The sequence below is a fragment of the Arthrobacter sp. ZGTC131 genome, assembly GCF_002929275.1.
Taxonomy (GTDB): domain Bacteria; phylum Actinomycetota; class Actinomycetes; order Actinomycetales; family Micrococcaceae; genus Arthrobacter.
Window position 1 is genome coordinate 1 of sequence record NZ_PJIK01000012.1, and the last position, 24,306, is coordinate 24,306.

The following is a 24,306-nucleotide window of genomic DNA, read 5'->3' on the forward strand; positions in this document are numbered from 1 at the left end:
GCCCACCCTGAAACCCAATGGAGACCACCGATGAGTGAAAACCCGGACGCCATCCGCGCCGACATCGAAGCAACCCGCGAACGCCTCGGCACCAACGTGGACGCCGTCGCCGACAAAGTGACCCCGTCCAACATCGTCAACCGCCAGACCGAGAAGGCCAAGGACAAGGTAAAGGACGCCGTCTTCGGAGTGAAGGAGAAAGTCATGGGAGCAGCCGACCACGCCTCAGGCAACGTCCACTCGGCCACCGGTTCTGCCGGATCAGCCCTCGGCTCTGCCGGCTCAGCCATCAGCGACGCCGGCTCAGCCATCAGCGACGCGCCGCACCAGGCAGCCGTGAAAACGCAGGGCAGCCCCCTCGCGGCAGGGCTGATCGCCTTCGGCGCCGGGCTCCTCGTGTCCTCACTGATCCCGCCGAGCCAGAAGGAACGGGAGGCAGCCGACGCCCTGAAGACCGCCGCCGAACCGGTCACCACCCAGCTGACCGAGGCCGCCAAGGACGTCGCCCAGGGCCTGAAGGAACCCGCCCAGGAGGCCATGGAAAACGTCAAGGCCACCGCCACCGACGCCGCCGAGCACGTCAAGGGAGAAGGCCAGACAGCCGTCTCCGACGTCAAGACCAGCGCCACGGACGCGAAAGACCACGTCCAGAACACCTAGGACACTGCGTGTCGTCAGCGGGGCCGTGCCATAGGAGTGCGGCCCCGCTGCGTTGCACTATTGAAGGACCTTTGGCAGCAACGTCCAAGGGCGGCAGCCCGGGTGGCAGGAAACAACCCTTCCACCGGCGGTCCAACATAACCGGCTGATTGCTGACAACAACGAAACGAGGATTCGATCGTGCTCAAGAAAGTGCTTTTCGCTCTGCTGCCCACCATCATCAGCCGCCTGGTACGCGCCCGACAGGCCCGAAAGGCCCGCAGCGGCCAAACTCAGGGCCGTCCACGCCGGTGACGCTCAAGGGTGCGCCTCTCTGTTGCCGGCAGGCACGGCGCACCTTCGGGGGCGACAAACCTCCCACCAGCAGCGGCGGTCCCGCGCCCGGCCCTAAGCCCGGCCCTTGTCAGGTCCGGGCTTAGGGTGAATCCGGCAGGGTGTTTGGGACAGGTTCGCCTTGGACTGGCTGGGCCTTCGGCGCGGCCTCGTCCTTGACTTCCGATGTCTGTCCGGTTCGCAGCACGCTCCATAGGGAAATCCCGGCGACTATTGCTGTAACGGCGGCGGCTGCGACCAACCAGGGCTTCTTTGTCAGGATGCCGCGTGTGGCTTTATCAGGGACCGGCGCTTCTGCCTCGGGAATGATCCGCGCTATGCGCTCATGGAGCCGCGGAGTAAGTGTTTCCACTCCCCCGGCCAGTTCATCGGCCATGGCCCTCAAAGTGGCTTGGAGCTGGGGTGATGCTACGTCGATGCCAGCCTCGATTCGTCCCAGTGCGCGGCGCAGGGCGGATTCGACACCGGGCGTCGCCCACTCCCTACCCTTGGCGAGACGGGCGACGAGGATTTCTTGCAGATGACGGGCTTGGACCGCCCTGTCGGTCTTTTCGGACATATGCACAGGAGCCTCCACAGGTCGATGATGTGAGGCTCAGCCTAGGGGCGAAGCGCCCTGAAAAACAGCCTTGACTAACCAGCGTGGGTTCGACCGATACGGGCTGGCGAGCTGCGGGTGCGTCGGAGTAGCTGAGATAGGAGTAGAGCTTGGTCTCCATACGGGGATGCTATGCCCGCGGCGCGGCTGGCGCGGAGGGATTCGCGGACGAGGGCGGCACCGATTCCGCTGGTGCCGCCCGTGACGAGGATCCGCATCAGGATGAGTCCGCGATCCCGATAGCGGGTTCCAGGTACCCATTTTCGGTTAGCCGTGTTTGTCGAGGAACGCTGTGATGACTTCTGCCATGCGCTGGGCTTGGGTCCAATGCAGGTAGTGTCCGCCCTTCAGCGTGACAATTTCGTGGTGTTCAACGTTATTCAGCAGGTCCTGCGTCGCGGCTGTCCGGGTGGGTGTCGAGTCTTCGTTGTCAGCGGCGATAAAGGCCAGAACGGGCAGCCCATCGGGATAGCGGACACCCCTGAGCGCTGCCGCGTTGGTGGCGATTCGAGCCGTTTCGTCGGCCACAGCATCGTTGCCGAAGTTCCAGCTCAGCATCAGGCGCATGCGTTCGAGTTCGTCGGGCGTGTAGGAATCACTGTCCGGAGCCGCGAGGGCGGGGGCGATTGCGGTGACGGTGCGGACCACCCCGGTCACTGAGAGCGCCCGTTCCCAGTTGATACCCGGTTGCGGTTCCTCTGCCGGTTCGCTCCCCGGTTTCGGTATTGTCGCGTCGATTCCAATCACTGCAGCCACTTCCGCCGGGTACTGGTTAGCGTAGTCAAGGGTGTAGAAACCGGCGATGGAGTGTCCAGCCAGGACATATGGCTGTTTGATGTGGAGTCGGGTCAGCACTTCATGGAGTTCCGTGCTGATGTTGTGGTTGGTCCGCTCGCCGGCTTTCATGTCGCTGTACCCGTAGCCGAATCCCTCAACGACAATGACGTCGAAACCTGCGAGTTCGCGGATCAGCGGGGCGAAGTCCAGACCAGGTGCCGGTGTTCCCAGGCCACTAAGGAGGACGATGGGCTGGCCGGAGTGTCCATTCCGGTACACGTTGATCCCGCCGCCGTCGATTGCGATGCGTTCGCCGTAGGGGCTGACGCTGGATTTTTCTGACTGCTCAAGGATCAGGTTTGTCGCCGTCGAGGCCAGCACGAGTCCCAGCACCATCAGTGCCGCGATGCCCGCGGTCCGTAGCGGGCGCCGGCGCTTCGTTCGAGCGCCGCCTGCGGGGTCCGGAGACTGCCTCGCAGTCCGACGAGGAAAGAGGCGCATGATGAGCCTTTCGATGCCCGAAACTGTCTATGCGTGCCCTGCCGGCCGAGGCTGTGGTTGCTGAAGCCGACGTCTTGACGTTGGCCCGGCGGTGATCTGGTCCAAGCCTAGCCCCCAAGCCCTCCCACCGAACCTGGTCCCGCCGCCGGTCAGGCCTAGAAGCGCGGCCTCCCGTGCCCGGGTGGCAGCAACTGCGAGAATGCGTGGCCGTCTACCCCGGTTGCCCAGACAAGGCGTTGCTCGCGCACATGACCGAAACCTGCCGGCAGGCCAACAGCCGCACGCGGCAGGCAGGACGCCCTTAGGCGCTCGGCGGTGAACCGCTCGGCGCAGAAGGGCCTGACCTGCAAACACTGGCAGGATGGGACTATTCTTGGCGATGAAAGACCAGTTGCTCCCGTTCGGCGCGCAACCGGATTCTGCCCGACCGGGACGACTTGGGGATCTGAGGCACACCATGGACATTGCGCACGCCGCCCCGCAGATATTCCCATTCCAACGGGGCGGGGTCCATGGCTGATTCCGACGGTTCGCCGGATGCCCAAACCGAAAACGGGGACCTGTGCAGCGCCTTCCTGAATCAACTGCCCGTGACGGGCGTTGCCGTCTCCATGTTCGGCGGTGCCGCTTCCGAGACCTTGGTGTGCGCGAGCGACACGCTGGCGGCACGCCTGGATGAGCTGCAGTTCGATCTGGGGGAAGGTCCCAGATGGGACGCACTCCAAACGCGCCTTCCCGTGCTGGTCCCTGACGTGCGGCAAACCCACCCGTACGTGTGGCCGGTGTTTACCAAGGCGCTCATGGGGACGGAGGCTGCGGCGCTGTTTGTCTTCCCGCTTACGCTCGGCGCTTTGGACCTGGGGGTCGTGGAACTTCACCACACGCAACCGGGAAACCTGAGCCAAACCGATCTTTCGACGGCAGCGAAGCTCGCCGGGCAGACTGCATGGCACCTGCTTCGACGCGTTCTCGTGGTCAACCCGGCCGACAAAGACCCCGCCGTGGAGGCCGCACTCATGTCGCGGCGGGAAATCCACCAGGCCACGGGAATGGTGCTGGCGCAGGCAGGGGCGACCGCCGCCGATGCCCTGCTGCTGTTGCGCGCGCATGCGTTTGCCAATGGATTGACCCTGCGCGAAACGGCTGATGCGGTTCTGCAGGGCCAGCTGAGTTTTGCCCCGCGGAATGACACGCGCGGCAACCCGGGCCTGCGATAAAATGGGCGCATGGTGACGACAAGCCGCGCTGAGCGCGTGAGCGCGGCCTTCGTAAGGATCACAGACACGCTGGTTGCTGACTACGACGTGCTGGACTTGCTCCACGCCCTCGTCGAGTCCTCAGTCGAACTGCTCGACGCCGCGGCTGCCGGCCTGCTTCTCGCTGGTCCGCACGGCGAATTGCAGGTTGTGGCCTCCACCAGCGAACGCAGCCAGCTGGTTGAGATACTCCAGCTGGAAGCCGGCTCCGGGCCATGCGTGGAGAGCTACCGGACCGGAACGATGGTGGTCGTGGAGGACATCAAAGCCCTGAGCGGTCGCTGGCCGGAATTCCAAGCGGCCGCGCTCTCGCAGGGATTCCGTTCAGTCCACGCCGTCCCCATGCGCGTCCACGGCAAGACCATCGGAGCAATGGGCCTGTTCGGCGAGCAACCCGGAGCCCTGAGCCGGGAGGATTCCGCCATCGGCCAGGCGCTGGCCGATGTTGCGACGATCAGCATCCTGCAGGAACGCACGCTCAAGGAATCAGCCCTCGTCAACGAACAATTGCAGCGCGCCTTGAACAGCCGGGTCCTCATCGAGCAGGCCAAGGGCGTCATTGCCTACACCGCCAGCGTCAACATGGAAGAAGCCTTCAGGCGGCTACGGACCTTCGCACGCGCCAACAACCAATCGCTGCACGACACCGCATCACAGGTCATCGACCGGACTCTGACCCTCTAGCTGAAGCGCTGGCTGACGAGTTTAGTGGGGCTCTTTCCAACTTGCCGTGCTTCCCTTAAAATTCGATTGTTGCCCCAGACCCTGGCAGCGCTTTTTGTAGCGCCATCCTAGGAGGAGCCAATCGAATCCAGGCAGCAGATGCTCAATGCGGTGCGGCTGCCGTTTTTCGAGCAGGAACGCGGGCCAATCGGCCTCCGCGGACGCCACTTCCACTCAACCAGCCACGGAAATACGCGACTCCGCGTCGCCTATAGCCTGCACCATCTGCGACTCACGGTGGACCCCACCGATCACCAGCCCAGGGCATGAACAACTCCAAGGGCTGCCCAGAATTACGACCAAGCGTGATGACACAGGAGATGCGCGATCCACAGCGACAGGCCAGCGCCGTGGTGCGGCATGGAGGCCGGTGATGACTAGCGAAGAAGCTATCCGGGCGGTTGAAGAAGCTGCCGCAAGGTACACGTTCCCAGACTTTGAACACGAGCATTCTGCCCCCGAGCTGCAGGCTGCAGTCGCGAGGGCCGTCGACCGCGGCATGCCCATCAGAGACGTGGCCGCCGCAGCCCACATGACCGCGCTGGAGGTTCTCGACGCGGCCGACGCCCTCACGTATCCCGGGCATACAGCCGCGGACATGGAGCAGTCGGTCCGATAGTTCCCGGCTGAGGGCGCGATGCACCTCACTGGCGACGCAAGCCCCAGGTCCGCAGGCTGACGGGAACCGTTGCGGTCAAGCCCGCCCCGCGGCCATAGTGGTGGACATGACGAGTGCGTTGACAGTGCCGTGTCCGCCAGCGGCAATACTGGCCCGCCCGGCCAACTGCCGAGGTTAGTCCGTGGCCGGCCCGCTCCGCTCGTCGTGGACCACCATCGTTCCGCTGGCCAGTTTGATAGTCCTCGCCCTGACCTGGCAGGTTTCCCCGGCACCGCTCCTGGCGGCCTTCATCGCCGCCGTTCTGGTGGGCGCGGTCCTCTCCGCCGTTCATCACGCAGAGATAGTGGCCCATCGGGTGGGCGAGCCGTTCGGATCCCTTGTCTTGGCTGTGGCCGTCACGGTCATTGAAGTCGCCCTGATTGTCACCCTGATAGCGTCCGGCGGACCCGGCAGCCATTCCTTGGCGCGCGACACTGTGTTCGCTGCCGTGATGATCACCGCCAACGGCATCGTGGGGCTGGCACTGCTGGTCGGGGCGATCCGCCACGGCGTCACCCGCTTCAATCCGGAAGGAACCGGCGCGGAACTGGCAGTCGTCGCCACGCTCGCGACGGTGACGATGGTGCTGCCCACGTTCACGTCCTCGCGTCCGGGTCCTGAATTCTCCCCGCTGCAGCTCGGATTCGCTGCCATCGCATCGCTGGCCCTGTATGGCGTATTCGTCCTGACCCAGACCGTCCGCCACCGGGACTTCTTCCTGCCGGTCGCCGTGCCGGGCGACACCCCGGAGGACGTGCACGCTCCCCCACCGACGGTCCGTGCCACCGTGACCAGTCTTGGCCTGCTGTGCGCAGCACTCGTCGCCGTCGTCGGCCTTGCCAAAACCGTGTCCCCTGTCATCGAGGCGGGCGTGAGCCAGGCCGGCATCCCGGAATCGTTCGTGGGCGTGGTCATTGCGCTGCTCGTGCTGTTGCCGGAGGGGCTGGCGGCCACGCGCGCGGCCGCCGCCGGCCGCATGCAGACTAGCCTGAATCTTGGCTACGGCTCCGCGATTGCCAGCATCGGCCTGACGATTCCGGCGATCGCCGTCGCCACTTTGTGGCTTGAAGGGCCCCTGACACTGGGACTTGGCGGGACCCAAATCGTCCTGCTCGTCCTGACCGTGGCGGTAGGCATTCTGACGGTGGTTCCGGGGCGGGCCACCCGCCTACAGGGCTGCATTCATCTCGTGCTGTTCGCCGCTTTTGTCTTTCTCGCCATGTTTCCCTAGCGCCTCTTTCGCCTTCCCGACATAAAATAGGGGTGGCGAAGGAGCAGGCGGAGATGGACGGAAAGGTTCATCATTGGGAGCTGGTTTTCCCCGCGTGGAAGGTCAGCGGTTGCCCGGTGCCCCAGAGCGGCGAGCGGGGGCGGCAGGCATGATGGCGGCATCGGCGCGGCGCTTCCTGACGGCATTCGTGGTCGGCATTGCGCTGCTCCTCGGTTTCGTTTCCGCGGCACCTCGCGCGCAGGCCGCTCCGCTGTACGGCCACGATATCTCCTGGCCCCAATGCCCGACGGCGGTGGGCGGCTTTGGCCTTCCCCTTCCGCCAGCGTCGTCCCAGTTCGTCGTCATCGGGCTGACGAAAGGGCTGCCTTTCACCGAGAACCCCTGCCTGGCCAGCCAGGTGGCCTGGGCAAGGACCAACGGCAAGCCCGCGCAGGCCTACACTATGGCGGCATTCCCCACCCCGGCGCAGCTCACCACCTACCGGACGCAGGGGCCTTGGTCTTCCGGCACCAGGGCCGGGCAGCTCTCCAACGTGGGCTACGCGGAGGCGCGCTTCGCGGTGGCCAGCCTGACCCGGGCCCGCTTTGCACCGCGGGTGGTGTGGATCGACGTCGAGCCCCGGCCCGCCCAGCCATGGCCCACCGCCACAGCCCAGCAGCAGCGTGAAAACCGCTACCTCATCGAAGGCCTGATGCGGGGCCTCCGCGACGCCGGATTCTCGTACGGCGTCTACTCGTTCGCCTCCGGCTGGGCCAGCATCACCGGCTCCTGGCGCCTCTCCGGCGTCCCGGTCTGGGCCACCGCCGGCCGCCTCGATTTCCCCTCTGAAGCCCTGGATCTCTGCCGGAAGGCCAGCTTCTCCGGCGGCCGCGTCTACCTTTCGCAGTGGTACGACGACGTGCGGGACTACGATCTGACCTGCGAACCCTATGCCTTCACTCCGCTGCCCGTTCCGGCATCCACACTGTCCAGGGCGACTGCAGACTTCAACGGGGACTGGAGGAACGACGTCCTCGCTCGGGTAACGGCCACGGGCGATCTGCGGATGTACCCCGGGACCGGGCTGGGCGGCAGGCTGCCCGGCGCCCGGATCGGCAACGGCTGGAACGCGTTCAATGCACTTGAAACCCCGGGCGACTTCAACGGCGACGGCCCGCTGGACGTCCTTGCCCGGGAAACATCCACCGGAGCCCTGTGGCTCTACCGCGGCAACGGGACCGGCGGATTCCTGTCCCGCGTCCGGGCGGGCAACGGCTGGAACATCTTCAACGCCATTCTGGGCCCGGGTGACTTCAACGGCGACCAGCGCGTGGACGTCCTTGCGCGGGAGACGGCTACCGGAAACCTGTGGCTCTACCCCGGCAACGGCACCGGCGGATTCCTCCCCCGCATCCGGGCAGGCAACGGCTGGAACATCTTCAACGCCCTCGTGGGTCCCGGTGACATGAACAACGACGGAGCCGCCGATGTGCTGGCACGGGAGGCGGCCACCGGAAACCTGTGGCTCTACACCGGCAACGGCACTGGCGGATTCCTGCCCCGCATCCGGGCAGGCAACGGCTGGAACGCCATGACCGTCGTCATGAGCCCCGGCGACTTCAACGGCGACCGCAACCCCGACCTGCTGGCGCGTGACGGTACTGGCGTCCTGTGGCTCTACCGCGGCAACGGATCCGGCACATTCCTTTCAAGGGTGCAGGTGGGCCCCGGCTGGAACGGCCTGGCTCCGCTCTTCTAGCCCGGCCGCCATTGGCCTGGCCCTGCCGGGAGCAGCCCTATGGTCACCGCTCGGACCCGCCCGGCGGTGACAAGCATTTTACGTACGCGAAACCCACCGCAGTTCACCGCGCCTTATGTTGTGTGGACAACGGCATTCGTCGGTCTCAGCAAGATGCCTCACCCCGATTACGAGTGGAGTTCCCGTGAACGCTGGAGATGTTGCCTGGATCCTCGCAAGTTCCGCCCTGGTCTGCATGATGATTCCCGCCCTGGCCCTGTTTTACGGCGGCATGGTGGGATCGCGCCGGATCCTGAACATGATGATGATGTGCTTTGGCGGGGCCAGCCTGGTGGCGGTGCTCTGGGCCCTGTTCGGTTACTCGATGGCCTTTGGCAATTCCGTTTACGGCATGGGCCTGATCGGGGACATCACGCAGTACGCCGGCCTCGAACCGGTGCTGGCCGATGACTCCGAGGCTGCCCTGCCCACAGCGCTTTTCACTGCCTTCCAACTGTTCTTTGCCTGCGTCACCACGGCGCTGGTCGCCGGGGCGGCCGCGGGCCGGATGAAGTTCGGGGCCTGGATGGTGTTCGCCGGCGTGTGGGCCACGCTGGTGTACTTTCCCATTGCGCACTGGGTTTTCGCGTTCAATTCCGCGGACGGCTCCGTGACGGGCGGCTGGATAGCGAACGGAATCAAGGCGATCGACTTCGCCGGCGGAACGGCCGTGCACATGAACGCCGGCGCCGCGGCCCTCGCCCTGGCCCTCGTCCTGGGCCGGAGCTCAGGCTGGCCCAAGATGGAGCACACCAAGCCGCACAGCCGGCCCCTGGTCCTGGTGGGCGCCGGCCTGCTGTGGGTCGGATGGTTCGGTTTCAACGCCGGCTCCGCTTTGACCGCCGGGCACTCCGCGTCTGTCGTGTTCCTGAACACTGCAGTGGCCGCGGCTGCCGGACTCCTCGCCTGGGCACTGGTCGAGCGGATCAGGCGCGGCGCAACCACCAGCATGGGCGCGGCCTCCGGGCTTGTCTCGGCCCTGGTGGCCATCACACCCGCCTGCGGTGCCGTCAGCCCCCTCGGGGCGGTGGCCATCGGCGCCATTGCCGGAGCCGTCTGCTCGCTGGCCATCGAATGGAAGTTCCGCCTCGGGTTCGACGATTCCCTGGACGTCGTCGGCGTGCACCTGGTGGGCGGCATCATCGGCACGCTCCTGATCGGCATTTTCGCCACTGACAGCGCCCCTAACGGGGTCAGCGGCCTGCTGTACGGCGGAGGGCCGGCGCAGCTGGGCATCCAGGCCCTTGCCACGGTGGCCGTGCTGGCCTATTCCTTCGGCCTGACCTGGGTCATTGCCAAGGTCATGGACGTCACCATGGGTCTTCGCATCCACGAGGAGGACGAGCTGCGCGGCATTGACCTGGCCGCCCACTCCGAGTTCGCCTACCTCACGGACGAGGACCCGGTGAACCTGGGATCTCCGGTTGAAGCGAAGGACGCAAACCGATAGTTTGGTTTCAGCACCTCCGCATTCCCCCAAGTGCGAAGTTGCTGTCCAGAGGAACCCCGCGCAGAATGATTTGCGCGGGGTTCTTCGTCTCTTTAGGCCGGCGCGGTGGACGAGCCGGCGGCAAGCCTGTCGGCCGACATCCCGGCAGCGGCGGCCCAGGCCTGGGGCGAACCCGCATGGTGGTACTTCACCGGGACCGGAAAGTCGGCCCGGCTGAACCCGCCGAACAGCTCGGGCAGCGTGTTGCCGAAGTGGGCAGCCGCTTCCCGCATTCCCGCCGCAACCGCCCGTGCCTCGTCGACGTGCCCGTAGGACGCCATGCCCTCGGCCGCAAGCATGGTGTCATGCGGCCAGACCGAGCCCTTGTGCGCCTGGAATTCAGCCGCCGGATCTTTCCTGCGTTCCGCGGCGGCCGAGCCCCGGTCGAAGATCTTCGACGTCCTGGACGGATCGGGACAGCAGGCAGAACTCGTTGCCCTCGGGATCAGCCAGCACCACCCAACTGACGTCCGGGCCCTGCCCCACGTCTGTGCGCCGCGCGCCGAGATCGAGCAGCCGCTCGAGCTCCTCGGCGGTGGACACGCCGTCCGCCCGCAGGTCGAAATGCAGCCGGTTCTTGACGGTCTTGCCCTCGGGGACCGCGATCACATCGATGGAAGGCCAGGCCTTATCCCGCGGCGCGATGCTGATGATGTCGGTATTCTCTTCGACAACATGCCAGCCGAGGACGGCGCACCAGAAGTCGGCCACCACCTGTGGCCGGATCGCGTCGATGGCAATGACAGCTAGTCTGCTGGGCATGGCACCACGATAGTCCAGGAGGTACCGTTACGGGCCCGTTCTACCGCTGATTATCTGCCCCGTGGCGGGAGCCAGCAGCGGGGCTCTCCCCTACGAAGCCTGCTCTTCAACCTCGCGCCAAAAGGCGTGTACGCGGGCGTTCCACTGGTCAGGGACCTCTTGGAACGGCTGGTGGGCTTCCTGCTCCATGACCTCGAAGAGGGCCCCGGGTATCCCGTTGGCAACGGCGCGGCAGAGCTCCGGGCGGCTGGTCGAGTCGCGGCCGCCAGCCAGGACGAGAGTCGGGACGGCGATCTGCGGGAGGCTGTCACTTGTGTCGTGACTGAGAATGGCGTCGATGAAGCGCTGCAGGTCCTCGGTGCGCTGCTTGTGCGGAAATGCCAGCACCTCCTCGATGAACTGGCTCACGGTGCCGTCGTTGTGAGCCCGCGCCGTGTAGATGTCCAGAAAGAGCCCTTCGAGGAACGCCCGCTCGCTCGGAGCCACTTCGGCAAATGAGCGGATGAAAAGGCCCCATGAGCGAAGGTAAGGATCCGGCACGGACCAAGTGCTCTGCAGCACCAGGCTCCGGACGAGCCCTGGGTGGCGGAGTGCCAGTTCTTGGGCGATGATGCTGCCCCCGGAGAAGCCGGCGACGTGGGCGGCGCCAATATCCAGGGCCCTGAGGACCCCGGCGGCGTCGTCTGCCATAGCCTCCACCGAGACAGGTCCGTCCGGCATGGCGGTCCGTCCCGCACCGCGGTTGTCGAACGCGGTCAGCCGGTAGCGGTCCGCGAGCCCGTCGAGCTGGAGCTGCCAGGACTCGACCGTGTCGCCCAGGCCTCCGATCAACAGGACGTCCGGTCCCTCGCCGGCCTGCTCGGTCCAGATGTCCAGGTCACCGGCCCGTACGTGCTTCCCCATTGCTCGGCTCTCCTCTCTGCCGGCCCGGCGTTGCCTGATGGGCCCGCGCGGCTGCACGCCATTAACTGCGCCAGATCATACTCCGACCCGGCGATTAGCGGGAGCAGTGGAAATCTGTCACGTGTCACCTGGATGACCCCTGTTGTGGTCGTCCCTCCGCGATGGGTCGTGCTGGAGGAATACCGTTTGTCGGTAGCCTGAAACCCAAGAATCCCCGCCGGGTGGTTTTCCGGCGGGGATTCGTCGTCGGCGGGCTACTTCTTGGGCAGGCCCGCCGGGTTCAGTTCGGACTTCTGCACGGCTTCGGACGAGAGGCCCCAGCGGTCCAGGATCTTGGCGTAGCTGCCGTCCTCGATCAGGTGGCTCAGTCCGGCCTGGGCGGCGGCAGCGAAGCCGTTGCCCTCTTTCGTGGTGGCTGCGATGCTCGCTTGGCTTCCAGGCTGACGCCCGGCTTTGAGCGCGCCGGCACCGGATTTTCGAGTGTTGCGGGCCATGATTTTCCCCTTGGAAGTAGCGGGTGAGGTTCTTGTGGCAGCCACTATCCGGCAGCGGAAATACCCGGTCAAAGCGCCCCGAAACGGTGGGATACACGGCGTAACGGCGGTTCATCCTGCGTCCGGCGCCGTCATGTCCCCTGTCCGGCAGCCGGCAAACGGCTCTAGGCTCGAAACTATGAACAATCACTTCACGGACGAACGGGACAGCTACGGCAGGCTCCTGGTGGACAGGGAAGTGTGGCGGCAGGCCACCACGCTTGCCGCGGCGGGCGAGCTGACCGCGCGCTGGCTGGAAGGCAAGAGCCAGTACCAGGCGGGCACCCTTGCCCCGAGCTTCGACGCCGAAACCGGACCCATTGCCGGGCAGCTGGCCGAGATCAACCGCAGCGGGTTCTTCACGAAGGAGTCCCAGCCCGGCCTTCCGGCGGAAGCCGGTCAGGCCCAGCGACAGTACGTGACGGGCTTCTGCTCGCCCGAGTCGGCACGGCTCCTCCTGCAGCTTTCGACGCAGACCGAGCTCGTCGCCGTCGCGCACGCCCCGGGTGAGATGAGCAACGCTTCCATTCCCGTGACGCTTGACGGCGACGAGGTGGTCACCGTCCTCGGGACCAGCGAGAGCCCCATTGAATCCGAACAGATCCGGGACTGGGCCGAGGAAAGCAACGAAACGCTTGCCCTGGTCCTAGCCGACTCTTGGTACATCGAGCTGCTCGACCCCGTGTGGGGGCGGAACGACCGCCTCCTGCCCGCCGTCCTGGACACCCTGAAGTCAGCGCAGGATGCACTTTGACGCTTGCGCGCCTCGCTTTTGAGGCCCGCGGCTCCGCGTCCGGCGCTTGGACCCCTGGCGAAATTTGACGGTTTGCGACTTCCGGTGAACGTCCGCGACGTCCGGTGTATCCCTGCTACGGCAGCCGTTGTGGGCGGCGTGAGGCGCTACGTAACCTCAGTCCAACAACCCCAACACCTCGAAGGAAACACCATGTCGGACTCAAAGGACAACCCGGGATCCACCCGCATCGCCGCGGGCGAGACCCGTAGCCCGAAGTACACCCGCAAGCTCAAGCTCGGCATCGCGGCCGGCATCATTGCCGTCCTCGGCGCCGGCGCCGCCGTGGCGTCGACAGCCGCCCGCAGCACTGACGCGGTAGCCGCCAACACCGCAGCCGCCACGAGCCCGGCCGCGGAGCTGAAGCTGGGCTATTTCGGCAACATCACCCACGCCGCGGCCCTGGTGGGCGTGAAGCAGGGCTTCATCGAGCAGAACCTGGGCGGCACCAAGCTCTCCACGCAGGTGTTCAACGCCGGGCCCGCGGCCGTCGAGGCGCTGAACGCCGGCGCGATCGACGCGACCTACATCGGCCCGAACCCGGCGATCAACTCGTTCGTCAAGAGCAAGGGCGAGTCGGTCAGCATCATCGCCGGCGCGGCCTCGGGCGGGGCGCAGCTGGTGGTCAAGCCGGAGATCAAGACCGCGGCGGATTTGAAGGGCAAGACGCTGGCCTCCCCGCAGCTGGGCGGCACGCAGGATGTGGCGTTGCGCGCCTGGCTGGGCAAGCAGGGCTTCAAGACCAACACCGACGGCGGCGGGGACGTGGCGATCAACCCCACCGAGAACGCCCAGACCCTGAAGCTGTTCCAAGACGGCAAGCTCGACGGCGCCTGGCTGCCCGAGCCGTGGGCATCCCGGCTGGTGCTCCAGGCCGGCGCGAAGGTCCTGGTGGACGAGAAGGACCTGTGGGACGGGTCGCTAACCGGGAAGCCGGGCGAGTTCCCCACCACCATCCTGATCGTGAACAAGAAGTTCGCCGCCGAACACCCGCAGACCGTCGAGGCGCTGCTCAAGGGCCACGTCGAGGCGGTCAAGTGGCTCAACGGCACCCCCGCCGCCGAAAAGGCCACCGAGGTGAACGCGGCCCTGAAGGACGCGGCGGGCAAGGCGCTGCCGCAGGACGTCATCGACCGCTCGCTGCAGAACATCGTGTTCACCGTCGACCCGCTGGCCGGCACGTTCACCAAGCTCCTGCAGGACGGCGTGGACGCGGGCACCACCAAACAGGCCGACATCAACGGCATCTTCGACCTCACCACGCTCAACTCGGTCACCGGGCAGAAGGCGTCCGCGGGCGGGCTCGGCAAGGACTGACCGGGGAGAACCAGCAATCCACCAACAGCAGAAAAGGTCCGGCGGGAACATTCCCGCCGGACCTTTTTGCGTGGCCGGGCACGTCGTCTGGCCGACCTTTGTGTGATGCGTCTTGTCCCGCGCGGGGCGCCTATAACGCCGTCGGGACCTCCTCGAAGCGGCACAAATCCTCGGCGGACTTCAACGCATAGTGGAAGACCATGCCGCCGGGACTCTCCTGGCTCCCGATGTATTCGGCCACCACCCACGGCGCCTCGGCAACCGCAACGGCCCAGGCATGGGCTTCTTCCCAGTGCACACTGGACGCCCGGCGGTCGGGATGAAGGTTCATGGCCACCGCCACCCCCGCCGCAGCAGTCCCGTCCGCGGGAAGCCAGCGCGTGAAGCCAACGATTTCCACGGACACGCCCGGGGTGGCCAGGCACGGCCGGCGGGCCATGGTGGTGGCCGCTGCGTCCAGGCCGCCGGGGCCGATGTCCTGCCAGGTCAGGGCGTGCACCTGGCTGCGGAAGAGATTCAGTTCCGCGCTGCACTGCGTCCGGATCCTGTGAACCAAAGCTGTGATCATGGCCCCCCGATTCAAGGAGGGCGCTGGGCCACCCCGTTGATGCTTGTGGACCCACACAACCACCCGGGTACATACTTCTCAATGCCCTGCGACACCCACCGACTCAGGACGCAACACGGGTTAATGGGGCGCCTCACGGCGTAAGAACTGCCCGGATTTTCCGGCGCACGGGCCCGGAGCAGCTTACGAAGCCAGCGGCAGCCGCAGCGGGATTCCTAGACGTGCATCCGGGCCACGAAGCGGAACCGGTCGCCCCTGAAGACCGACTCGGTCCACTCAACGGGACGGCCGTCCGGATCAAGTCCGAGCCGGTGCACCAGCAGCATGGGCGCCCCCATTTCGACGGCCAGCAACCGGACCTCGTCAGGGCCCGCGAGCTTGGTCTCCACCGTATCCTCGACCTCACTGATGCGGATCCCGTAGTCCTCGCGCAGGGCCGAGTACAGCGATCCCCGAACTTCCACGTTGCCCGCAAGGCCCGGCAGCTCGCCCGCGAGGAAAGCCGTTTCGTGGGCGAGCGGCTCCCCGTTGACCAGCCTGATGCGCTCAACCCGGTGCACTACCGCACCCGGCTCCACGGCCAAACGCCTGGCGGTCACGGGATCGGCCGGCACCTCGCTGACGTCCAGGATCCTCGCGGAGGCGGTCATTCCTTGGCTTGCCGCGTCATCCGTAAACGACGTGAGCTGGCGGACGTGCGTCACCTTGGGCGGGGCCACGAACGTGCCCCTCCCTTGGGTGCGGTCCAAGCGACCCTCCGACACAAGCTCGCCGATCGCCTGCCGCACGGTGGTGCGGGACGTGCCGTATTGCTCGGCGAGCGCCCGCTCCGTGGGAATCAGGGTGCCCGGGACCGCGTCCTCAATGAGAGTGAGGATCTGCTCCTTGAGTACGTAGTACTTGGGCAGCGCGGCAGGGGCGGGGGTCTCCATGGATCCGATATTACCTATTGACAGGAAAATTGGTCTACGCCAAAATTGGATAAATTGGTTTATACCAATAGTCCGAACCTGCGGACGCTCCCACTACATCTCCCACGCACAAGGACCCAATGATGTCGTTCCTGCAAGACCTGCGCCAGACTCCCCGCCTTGGCCTTCTGGTCGGCGGCACCGCCGCCACCATCGGAATTATCTACGGCTACGATCTGTCGAATATCGCAGGCGCCCTGCTGTTCATCACCAAGGAATTCCAGCTCTCCACCAGCCAACAGGAGTTGGTGACCACCGCCGTCGTCATCGGCGAAGTGCTCGGCGCCGTCCTGGCCGGCTGGCTCGCCAACAAGATCGGCCGGAAGGCCTGCATGGTGGGCGTCGCCGGAGCGTATGCCGCTTTCGCCGTGCTCAGCGCCCTGGCCGCTGATGTCCCCATGCTGCTCATTGCCCGCCTCCTGCTCGGCCTCACCATCGGCATCTCGGTGGTTGTGGTGCCTGTCTTCGTGGCGGAATCGGCGCCTCCCAAGGTGCGCGGCGCCCTGCTCGTCGCCTACCAGGTGGCCACGGTCATCGGCATCATCATCGGGTACCTGGCTGCCTACGCACTTTCCGCGTCCGAGAACTGGCGGCTGATGCTGGGCCTGGCAGCAGTTCCCGCCGTCGCGGTCCTGGCCGTGACGCTCCGCCTCCCGGACACCGCCCGGTGGTACATGATGCGCGGACGCAAGGAAGAGGCCCGCCGCACCCTGTCCTCCATTGAGCCCAATGCCGACGTGGACGCCGAACTGGCCGACATGCAGCGCGCCATCAGCGAAGAACGCGGCGGGGGCCTGCGGGAGATGCTGCGCTCCCCCTACCTCAAGGCGACCGTATTCGTCGTCGGCCTCGGGTTCTTCATCCAGATCACGGGCATCAACGCCGTGGTCTACTACAGCCCGCGGATCTTCGAAGCGATGGGCTTCACCGGCAACGCCGCGCTCCTTCTGCTGCCCGCACTGGTCCAGGCCGCTGCCCTGGTTGCCGTCTTCGTGTCACTGTCCCTGGTGGACCGGGTGGGACGGCGGCCCATCCTGCTCGGCGGCATCGGCATGATGATCGTCGCCAACGTCATCCTCGTCGCCGTGTTCATGGTGGGCCGCGACTTCGGCGGCGCCCTGACGGTGGTCGGGTTCCTCGGAGTCCTGCTGTTCACGGTGGGCTTCACCTTCGGCTTCGGCGCGCTGGTCTGGGTCTACGCCGGCGAGTCCTTTCCCGCCCGGCTCCGTTCACTCGGAGCCAGCGCCATGCTGACCTCCGACCTCGTGGCCAACGTGATTGTCGCGGCGTTCTTCCTGACCATGCTGCAGCGGCTGGGCGGCGCAGGCACCTTCGCGGTGTTCGGCGCGCTGGCCGTCGCCGGCTTCATCTTTGTCCACCGCCTCGCACCGGAAACCAAGGGCCGGAACCTGGAAGAAATCCGCCACTACTGGGAAAACGGCGCCCGCTGGCCGGAAGCTACCGGCAGCAAGCCGGCGGCCAAGTGATGCCGCGCGTCACGGACCGTGTGCTGGGCTTGGATATCGGCGGCTCCAAGACCCACGCCATTCTCGCTGACGACGGCGGTACCGGGTTCGGTGTCAACGGCCCCGGAGGCGCCGGTCTCGACGGCGGCGGCTCCGGCCTGGACGGGCACGCCGCGTCCGAGTGCACGGCGGGCAGCGCAAACATCGCCTCCGTCGGGCCCGAGGCGGCGGCCTCGGCACTGGAGGAGATCGCCGTCCGGCTCGGCGCGGGAAACCCCGGCAGCCACGGAATTGGCACGGTCGTCGCCGGGGCCGCGGGCGCAGACACCCGCGACGGCCGGGACCGGCTCGCCGCCCTGCTGTCCCGTCAGTTCCCCGGTGCACGGATCCGTGTGGTCCACGACACCCGCATCATCCTCGCCGCCGGAGGGCTCGCGGCCGGCACAGTCCTCATCTCCGGCACCGGCTCCGCCGCCTGGGCACGGACGGCCGATGGCAGCGAGGCCAGGGCGGGCGGCTGGGGATACCTGCTGGGCGATGAGGGGAGCGGTTACGCGGTGGCCCGCAGCGCGGTCCGCAACGCCCTTTCCGAGCACGACGGCGGCCTGCCCGCCGGGCCGCTGACGGCCCGCCTCCTGGACCGGACCGGCGCTGCCGGACCCGCGGAACTGCTGGACCTCTTTTACCGGAAGCCGGAGCGCAGGTACTGGGCCGGTCTGGCCGGAACGGTCCTCGAACTTGCGGCCCGGGCGGACCGGGTCAGCGCCGCGATCGTCGACGACGCGGCCCGGCACCTTGCCGTCCTCGCCGTCGCGGTCAACGAGAGGCTGGGCAGCATCCCCGGGGCCGGGCACGCCGCTCAGCCTGTCCTGCTGGCCGGCGGGATGCTGGTCAACCAGCCGGCGCTGGCTGGCCGGGTTGCGGAGCTCTTGGAGGCGGGCGGCCTGGCCGACGTACGGGTGCTGGACCGCGCCCCCGCCTGGGGCGCCGTGAAGCTGGCCCTCGACGATGCCGCCGCGTCTGTCCAACTGCACGGCCCGGTCCCGGCCTGAGTCCGCCTGCCCCCGTCCATTTCCCGCCCCAATCACTCCGATTCCAAGTACCCAACCCCAAGCCCACGTCCCGATCCTTCGAGGAGACCCCATGACCCCGCCGAACACCACCCTGACCGCAGCAGGGGCCGCCACCCAGCCTCCCGGCGCGCTGATGGCCGCCGAAATCCTCGAGCAGCCGCAGGCACTTGCCCGGCAGCTCGACCACGGCCGTCCCGAAATCCGCCGCCTGGCCGCCGTCCTTCGGAACGCGGACATCCGGTACGTCCTCCTGGCGGCCCGCGGCACCAGTGACCACGCCGCCCTGTACGCGAAGTACCTCATCGAGACGGTCCTGGGCCTCCCGGCCGGGCTCGCGTCGCCGTCGAGCCTTACCGTGTACGGCGCGGAACCCAAGATGGACGGGGTCCTCTGGCTGGCCGTGAGCCAGTCGGGCGGGTCCCCCGATCTTGTAGATTCCACCGCCGCGGCCGCCCGCGGCGGCGCGCTGACCGTGGCGGTGACCAATGCGCCGTCCTCGCCTCTGGCCGGCGCGGCCCGGCACCACGTGGACATCCTGGCCGGACCAGAACGCGCCGTGGCCGCCACCAAGAGCTACACCTCCCAGCTGCTGGCACTCTGGCTGCTCATCGACGCCTGGGCCGGCGGGGACGGAACCGAAGCGCTGGCGCTGCCCGGCCACGCGGCGGATGTTTTGGCCGGACCGGAGATACTGGAGGTGGCAGACCGCTACCGCTACGTGAACCACATCATCACCACCGGGCGCGGATTCTCGTACCCCACCGCACGGGAGGCGGCGTTGAAACTGATGGAAACGTCATATCTTGCCGCGCATGCGTTCTCCGGAGCTGATCTCCTGCACGGACCGTTCGCGATGATCGACGAGGACCGCCCCGTCATCGCCATCGCTTCCCAGGGCGCGGGCGGCCGTGCGCTTCAGCCGGTGCTGGAGCGGCTGGCCGAGCGCGGGGCGGACGTCTGCCTGGTGGGCGATCCCGGGGCGGCGCGCCCGCAGAACCATGTGGTGCCCCTCCCGGCCGTCAGCGAGCAGCTCGCTCCGGTCCTTGAAATACTGCCGCTGCAGCGCCTGGCCCACGCCATGGCCGCGGCCCGCCACCGGGACCCTGATGCGCCCCGGGGCCTGCGCAAGATCACGGAAACCTGGTGAGTCCGACGCTCATCTCCGCCGCCCGGGTGATTACGCCCGGGGCCGTCCTCGAGCCGGGCTGGGTGGAAGTCCGGTCCGGTCGGATTAATGCTGTGGGCGGCGGGTTGGCTCCCCGGGAGCCCGACGCCAGCTTTCCGGACGGGACAGTGGCGCCCGGCTTCATCGACGCCCACATCCACGGCGGCGGCGGCTTCAGCTTCAATGACGCTGACCCCGCTGCCGCCGCCGTCAAGATCGCCGCAGTGCACCGCGGGCACGGGACCACCACGCTCATGGCAAGCCTCGTCACCGCTTCCCTCGCGCACCTGGAGAGCGCGGTGGGGGCGCTGGCGGAACTCGTGGAGGCCGGCGTGCTGGCCGGGATCCACCTAGAGGGCCCCTGGCTCAGCCCGGACCACCGGGGCGCGCACACCAAGAGCCTGCTGCGGAGCCCGGACCCGGCGAGCATCGACCGGCTCATGCTGGCCGGCCGGGGCACCGTCAGAATGGTCACGATCGCCCCCGAGCTGGACGGCGGCCTCGCGGCCATCCGGCAGATCACCGGCCACGGCGCGGTGGCCGCCATCGGCCACACCGGCGCCGACTATGACCTGGCCCGTCAGGCGATCGCCGCGGGCGCCACCGCCGGGACGCACGTGTTCAATGCGATGCGGTCCCTGCACCACCGCGAACCCGGGCCTGCGCTGGCGCTGCTGGAGGACCCGGCGGTTTTTGCCGAGGTGATAGCCGACGGCGTGCACCTGCACCCCTCGCTGGTCCGCTTCATCTCCCGAAGTCCGGCCCGCGCCGTCTTCGTCACGGATGCCATGGCCGCGGCGTGCGCGCATGAGGGGACGTACCACCTCGGCGGCCTGGAGGTCCGTGTGGCCGACGGCGAAGCGCGGCTGGTCAGCGACGGCGCCATCGCCGGCAGCATCCTCACGCTCGACGCCGCCGTAAGGCACGCGGTCCGGCATGCGGGCGTTCCGCTCGCCGACGCCGTCCGCGCGGCCACGCAAAACCCCGCGGACATGCTGGGGCTCGCGGACGTCGGCCGGCTTGAGCCGGGCCTGCGTGCCGACCTGGTGGTACTCAACGGGGAACTCGAGGTGGCGGCGGTCATGAAGTCCGGGAAATGGTGCCGTTCGGGTAGTGCCGCCGGCTGAGCCTGCTCGGCGCTCGGGTGAGACCGCTGGTTGAGCTTGTCGAAACCAGTCCCCCGACAACAATTAAGTTGTTGCCCAGCTGAGATGGTGACCCTAAAATCGGGGACATCGCACCAGGTTCCCGATGAAAATGCCTGCGGGACCATGTCCCTGTTGGGGCCTCCGTAGCTGTATCGGGTGACCGCTCAGGCGCCGACCCAGGCGCTTCCACCAATGTCGACCAGGGGCCTCACCCCTTGACGCGGAAGCATCGACCGATGACCACACTTCATCAACATGATCCGGAAGTTGAGATCCAGCAGGCACTGCACGAGTTGCGCGGGAAGCTGTCGGGATCGCTGATAGAACCGCAGGATCCGCTCTACGACGAAGCCCGGGCAGTATGGAACGGCATGGTCGATATCCGTCCGCGCGCCATTGCCCGGGCCGGCGCTGTCTCTGACATCGACGTGGTGCTGGACGCCGTGCGGCGCAGCGGCATGGCGCTTGCAGTACGCGGCGGCGGGCACAACATCGCCGGCCACGGCACTGTCGAGGGCGGCCTTGTGCTGGATCTGGGACCGTTGAGGGGCGTGAACGTGGACGCCCGGAACAGGCTCGTCAGCGTCCAGCCCGGGGCGACGCTCGCTGACGTGGACCGAGCCACGGCCGCGCACAGCCTGGCCGTTCCCCTGGGGGTGATCAGCGGGACGGGGGTGGCCGGACTTACTCTCGGCGGGGGCGTCGGCTGGCTGACGCGTTCCTACGGGCTGAGCCTGGACAACCTGGACTCTGTCGACGTCGTCACTGCCAGCGGGGAGCACGTGCACGCCAGCGAGCAGGAGAACTCCGAGTTGTTTTGGGGACTGCGCGGCGGCGGCGGGAACTTCGGAGTCGCATCCTCATTCACCTTCCGCGCCCGCCCACTGCCGGTGGCACCCTTGGGTGGAAACCTCTTTTACCGGCAGGAGCACTGGAGAAACGCCTTAGTGGCATTCGCCAGCTGGACCCGGGATTTGCCCGAGGAGATGAACCCGATCATCTCGTTCCTGGTGCTCCCGCCCGCGTTTGGGATGGGCGACGAGCCGTGGATGGTTATCGGGCTCGCCTGGGTCGCCGAAGACCACCAGGCCGGTCTCGAACTCATTGAGCAACTGCGCATCGCCGCCCCTCCCGACGAACAGGAGGTGGGCCCGACTTCGTGGCTGGACTGGCAGAGTGCCATGGACGCTGTGTTCCCCAAAGGCTCACGCGGCTACTGGAAGAACGTCTCGTTCTCCCGCCTGGACGAGGAGGTCGCCGACGTCCTGCTCGGCTTCGTGTCCGAGGTGACGTGGCAAGGGACCGGGATAGACATCCACCATCTGGAAGGCGCGTTCGGGCGAGTGCCGGAAGAGTCCACGGCCTTCCCGAACCGGTCCGCGCGCTACTGGCTCAACGTCTACGGGTATTGGCGCGACCCTGCGGAGGACGAACGGCTAACAGCTTTTGCCCGCAAGGCATACGCGCTCATGCAGCCCTTCTCCGAGCACGGCGAGTACGTCAACTTCCTCGGCGCCGAACTCGGACAACAGGAACCCGACGCCGCGCGTCAGGCCTACGGGCCAGACAAATACCAGCGCCTCATGGCACTCAAGGACCGTTACGACCCCCACAATCTCTTCCGCCTTAACCACAACATCCCGCCAACACCTGTCTAGGTCGCGGTCGTCGTCGCAGTCGTCGCCGCCGCCGTCGTCGTCGGAGCGGCGGCGCGCCTCCTTGACTTCGCGGCCCCGGCATACTGGACTGATACTTGCCGTGTGATGAAGCAGGCGTTGGCGGCTTCAGTCATTCCCGTCCCGGAAAACACCCCGGACGGGCGATAGAGACAGGCCACGGCGCATGAAGAACGGTATTAACAAGGGAACCCGGCTTGCGGCGGTACGCCCCGGCGACGTCCTGACGCTGCAGCGCAGCCGGTTCCGCGTCCTGTCGACGCGATGCGACGCAGACCTGGTAACGCTGAAACTGGACGACGCACCGGACCGCCCACTGACACTCATCGGCGTGGCCGCCATGGCCGTCGACGTCGAGTCCAGCCATGACGGCGGAGCTACTCCGGGGCATCACGCCGAAGAGTGATTTCCCCGCCGTAGGCGCCCTCCGGTTGCACCGTAGCGAAGCGAAATATTCGTGAAGTATGACACCATCCGCCGATATTCGTGGCCGACGAGAATTCTCCTGTCTACTCTGAGCTCATGGAGTACTTTGCGTCAGAGGCGCTGATCAGTGCACGGCCCTCGACCGTCTGGGAGGTCATCACCGACGCCGGGAACCTCACCGTCTGGGAGTCCGGGATCAGCGCCATCGACGGCGAGCTGCGCCACGGCGGAACCATCCGGATCAAGACCGCCGACGCCGGCGGGCGGAGCCTCCGTCTCCGCGTCCGGCAATTGCCCGGTGAAGTCATGACCTGGACCAGCAGCCTGCCGCTTGGCCTGCTGAGACGGGTACGCACCTTCACCCTGTCGCCGCAGGACGGCCTCACGCACTTCACTGTCAAGGAGCAAGTCAGCGGACCGCTGGCCGGGTTCCCCGGAAATACAAGTCCGGACACTGGCCACACCCTGAACGACTACGTCACCGCCGTCATGAACCGTGCCGAGCTTCTAGACCGGGTTTCGTAGAACCCGGAAAAGTATCTGGGCCCGTGGCCCCGGCGTTGAAACAGGAAGAGAGACAGACCTGTCTCCCCCGGACGTGCGCCCTTCCTGTGCACCGGTGAGTCTGGCTATTGGGGCCCGCGAGGGGCAGCTTTCCGGCCGGTGCTCCATCCCGGCAGTGCTGTGTCCAGTGCCTGGGCCCTCGCGGGTGGGAGTTGGCCGTGCTTGTATTTGTATCGTTGGCCGCGCAGCCAGATGCCGAGGTCACGCTCCAGCCCGGTGGCGGTGGGCGTGGTGCGCGGCCAAGGGTTCCCTGCCGCCCGGTAGGCGACCAACTCCTTGAAACGGTCCTGCCATTTTTGCTGGCCCGCGGCCTCGCCGGGCTTCCGCTGCCAGTCAGGCAGCACGGCCAGGCCTTCGCGGATGACGGGGTTGAGGATTCCGGCCTCGGCGTCCCGGCGCCGGCGCCGCAGCCATTGCGCGAGCTCCCGCTCCGCCCGGTCCTCAGCATTCCGGGAAGGATAGCGGCCGGTCGCCTCAACCATCGCAACCACCTGATGCATGCGCTTCAGGCCTGGCACAGCACGCGCGGCGGACCCTTTGGCTGCTGCCGCATGCTCGGCGTGCAGGGCGGGATCCGCAGTCTTCGCTGCGGCGATGTAGTGGGAAACCGCGGCGACGTCGCTCCGGGTCAGTTCCGCGATTTGCTTCCGGGACAAACCTTTCCGGTACATCAGAACCCATTCCGGGTGGGGCACCGCCGCGTGCCGTTTTTTCGTCACGGCCGCATCCTAAAACGAATCGGGGATTTCCTGGTCCGGGAGAATTTCCACGGGATATCCGGCAAGGTACATCCGGCGCGGAGCGTGACCGCCAGTCCGTACCCACAGCAGGGCGGCGTCCGGCGTCCCGTTATGGACGACGCCCCTCCCCGCTGGCCGGCCCGATTCGCGGGAAGGGTTTGAGTCCATGTGACGATGTAATCATGTGCCGGTGAACAG

General features: G+C 66.9%; 25 protein-coding genes and 1 pseudogene. 16 read left to right on the top strand and 10 right to left on the bottom strand.

Annotation, left to right across the window (positions count from 1 at the left end):
• Positions 1-30: 30 nt before the first annotated feature.
• Positions 31-660: a DUF3618 domain-containing protein gene (locus CXQ90_RS14970; RefSeq protein WP_104140181.1), complete on the top strand. Its 630-nt coding sequence runs from the start codon at positions 31-33 to the stop codon at positions 658-660.
• A gap of 415 nt (positions 661-1,075) precedes the next feature.
• Here CXQ90_RS14970 and CXQ90_RS14975 read toward each other — a convergent pair whose 3' ends face one another.
• Positions 1,076-1,552 carry a hypothetical protein gene (locus tag CXQ90_RS14975; RefSeq protein WP_104140182.1) on the bottom strand — a complete coding sequence of 159 codons (477 nt, stop codon included), beginning with the start codon at positions 1,550-1,552 and terminating at the stop codon, positions 1,076-1,078.
• Positions 1,553-1,858: 306 nt separating this feature from the next.
• Positions 1,859-2,869: an alpha/beta fold hydrolase gene (locus CXQ90_RS14985; protein ID WP_104140183.1), complete on the bottom strand. Its 1,011-nt coding sequence runs from the start codon at positions 2,867-2,869 to the stop codon at positions 1,859-1,861.
• A gap of 512 nt (positions 2,870-3,381) precedes the next feature.
• Between CXQ90_RS14985 and CXQ90_RS14990 the strand changes: the two genes are divergently transcribed.
• The 6 genes from CXQ90_RS14990 to CXQ90_RS15015 all read left to right on the top strand — a co-directional run bounded on the left by CXQ90_RS14990 (position 3,382) and on the right by CXQ90_RS15015 (position 9,964).
• Positions 3,382-4,086, top strand: coding sequence for a GAF domain-containing protein (locus CXQ90_RS14990; protein ID WP_104140184.1), 705 nt, complete (start codon positions 3,382-3,384; stop codon positions 4,084-4,086).
• A 9-nt stretch (positions 4,087-4,095) separates the two neighbouring features.
• Positions 4,096-4,809 carry a GAF and ANTAR domain-containing protein gene (locus tag CXQ90_RS14995; protein WP_104140185.1) on the top strand — a complete coding sequence of 238 codons (714 nt, stop codon included), beginning with the start codon at positions 4,096-4,098 and terminating at the stop codon, positions 4,807-4,809.
• Positions 4,810-5,221: 412 nt separating this feature from the next.
• Entirely contained in the window at positions 5,222-5,467 is a 246-nt protein-coding gene (locus tag CXQ90_RS15000) for a hypothetical protein (RefSeq protein WP_104140186.1), read from the top strand.
• A 181-nt stretch (positions 5,468-5,648) separates the two neighbouring features.
• The gene (locus CXQ90_RS15005) at positions 5,649-6,737 is read left to right on the top strand and encodes a calcium:proton antiporter (RefSeq protein ID WP_104140187.1); all 1,089 of its coding nucleotides are present in this window, start codon (positions 5,649-5,651) and stop codon (positions 6,735-6,737) included.
• Between the two features lie 148 nt (positions 6,738-6,885).
• On the top strand, positions 6,886-8,475 hold the full coding sequence (locus CXQ90_RS15010; protein ID WP_104140188.1) for an FG-GAP-like repeat-containing protein: 1,590 nt from the start codon (positions 6,886-6,888) through the stop codon (positions 8,473-8,475).
• A gap of 184 nt (positions 8,476-8,659) precedes the next feature.
• Positions 8,660-9,964: an ammonium transporter gene (locus CXQ90_RS15015; RefSeq protein WP_104140189.1), complete on the top strand. Its 1,305-nt coding sequence runs from the start codon at positions 8,660-8,662 to the stop codon at positions 9,962-9,964.
• Between the two features lie 92 nt (positions 9,965-10,056).
• Here the strand turns inward: CXQ90_RS15015 and CXQ90_RS15020 are convergent, their stop codons facing one another.
• The 4 genes and pseudogenes from CXQ90_RS15020 to CXQ90_RS15035 form a co-directional block, all read right to left on the bottom strand.
• Positions 10,057-10,302, bottom strand: a complete 246-nt coding sequence (locus CXQ90_RS15020) for a hypothetical protein (RefSeq protein WP_104140190.1) — start codon at positions 10,300-10,302, stop codon at positions 10,057-10,059.
• A gap of 40 nt (positions 10,303-10,342) precedes the next feature.
• Entirely contained in the window at positions 10,343-10,765 is a 423-nt protein-coding gene (locus tag CXQ90_RS15025) for a VOC family protein (RefSeq protein ID WP_104140191.1), read from the bottom strand.
• Positions 10,766-10,855: 90 nt separating this feature from the next.
• Entirely contained in the window at positions 10,856-11,668 is an 813-nt protein-coding gene (locus tag CXQ90_RS15030; protein WP_104140192.1) for an alpha/beta fold hydrolase, read from the bottom strand.
• Positions 11,669-11,922: 254 nt separating this feature from the next.
• A pseudogene (locus tag CXQ90_RS15035) lies at positions 11,923-12,099 on the bottom strand (ABC transporter substrate-binding protein); the annotation flags it as partial.
• A 241-nt stretch (positions 12,100-12,340) separates the two neighbouring features.
• Between CXQ90_RS15035 and CXQ90_RS15040 the strand changes: the two are divergent.
• A complete protein-coding gene (locus CXQ90_RS15040) occupies positions 12,341-12,955 on the top strand; it encodes a hypothetical protein (RefSeq protein ID WP_104140193.1) in 615 nt (204 codons plus the stop codon).
• Positions 12,956-13,147: 192 nt separating this feature from the next.
• Entirely contained in the window at positions 13,148-14,311 is a 1,164-nt protein-coding gene (locus CXQ90_RS15045) for an ABC transporter substrate-binding protein (protein ID WP_104140194.1), read from the top strand.
• A gap of 130 nt (positions 14,312-14,441) precedes the next feature.
• Here the strand turns inward: CXQ90_RS15045 and CXQ90_RS15050 are convergent, their stop codons facing one another.
• Positions 14,442-14,879, bottom strand: a complete 438-nt coding sequence (locus tag CXQ90_RS15050) for a hypothetical protein (RefSeq protein WP_104140195.1) — start codon at positions 14,877-14,879, stop codon at positions 14,442-14,444.
• Positions 14,880-15,094: 215 nt separating this feature from the next.
• Positions 15,095-15,811, bottom strand: coding sequence for a GntR family transcriptional regulator (locus tag CXQ90_RS15055; RefSeq protein WP_104140196.1), 717 nt, complete (start codon positions 15,809-15,811; stop codon positions 15,095-15,097).
• A 119-nt stretch (positions 15,812-15,930) separates the two neighbouring features.
• On the opposite strand from CXQ90_RS15055, the gene CXQ90_RS15060 reads away from it, so the two are divergent.
• The 7 genes from CXQ90_RS15060 (at position 15,931) to CXQ90_RS15090 (ending at position 23,329) form a co-directional block, all read left to right on the top strand.
• On the top strand, positions 15,931-17,337 hold the full coding sequence (locus CXQ90_RS15060; protein WP_258064545.1) for a sugar porter family MFS transporter: 1,407 nt from the start codon (positions 15,931-15,933) through the stop codon (positions 17,335-17,337).
• Positions 17,337-18,368 carry an N-acetylglucosamine kinase gene (locus CXQ90_RS15065; RefSeq protein WP_104140197.1) on the top strand — a complete coding sequence of 344 codons (1,032 nt, stop codon included), beginning with the start codon at positions 17,337-17,339 and terminating at the stop codon, positions 18,366-18,368. The genes CXQ90_RS15060 and CXQ90_RS15065 overlap by 1 nt, the downstream gene beginning before the upstream one ends.
• 91 nt (positions 18,369-18,459) lie before the next feature.
• Positions 18,460-19,536 (top strand): SIS domain-containing protein, encoded by a 1,077-nt coding sequence (locus tag CXQ90_RS15070; protein ID WP_104140198.1) that lies wholly within the window; start codon positions 18,460-18,462, stop codon positions 19,534-19,536.
• Positions 19,533-20,681 carry an N-acetylglucosamine-6-phosphate deacetylase gene (gene nagA / locus CXQ90_RS15075; protein WP_104140199.1) on the top strand — a complete coding sequence of 383 codons (1,149 nt, stop codon included), beginning with the start codon at positions 19,533-19,535 and terminating at the stop codon, positions 20,679-20,681. The genes CXQ90_RS15070 and nagA overlap by 4 nt, the downstream gene beginning before the upstream one ends.
• A 257-nt stretch (positions 20,682-20,938) precedes the next feature.
• Positions 20,939-22,360 carry an FAD-binding oxidoreductase gene (locus tag CXQ90_RS15080; RefSeq protein ID WP_104140200.1) on the top strand — a complete coding sequence of 474 codons (1,422 nt, stop codon included), beginning with the start codon at positions 20,939-20,941 and terminating at the stop codon, positions 22,358-22,360.
• Positions 22,361-22,544: 184 nt separating this feature from the next.
• Positions 22,545-22,784, top strand: coding sequence for a hypothetical protein (locus CXQ90_RS15085; protein WP_104140201.1), 240 nt, complete (start codon positions 22,545-22,547; stop codon positions 22,782-22,784).
• Positions 22,785-22,900: 116 nt separating this feature from the next.
• Positions 22,901-23,329 carry an SRPBCC family protein gene (locus CXQ90_RS15090; protein WP_146068908.1) on the top strand — a complete coding sequence of 143 codons (429 nt, stop codon included), beginning with the start codon at positions 22,901-22,903 and terminating at the stop codon, positions 23,327-23,329.
• 104 nt (positions 23,330-23,433) lie between these two features.
• Here CXQ90_RS15090 and CXQ90_RS15095 read toward each other — a convergent pair whose 3' ends face one another.
• The gene (locus CXQ90_RS15095; RefSeq protein WP_104140203.1) at positions 23,434-24,087 is read right to left on the bottom strand and encodes a helicase associated domain-containing protein; all 654 of its coding nucleotides are present in this window, start codon (positions 24,085-24,087) and stop codon (positions 23,434-23,436) included.
• A gap of 9 nt (positions 24,088-24,096) precedes the next feature.
• Positions 24,097-24,276 (bottom strand): hypothetical protein, encoded by a 180-nt coding sequence (locus tag CXQ90_RS22155; protein ID WP_146068909.1) that lies wholly within the window; start codon positions 24,274-24,276, stop codon positions 24,097-24,099.
• Positions 24,277-24,306 lie beyond the last annotated feature (30 nt).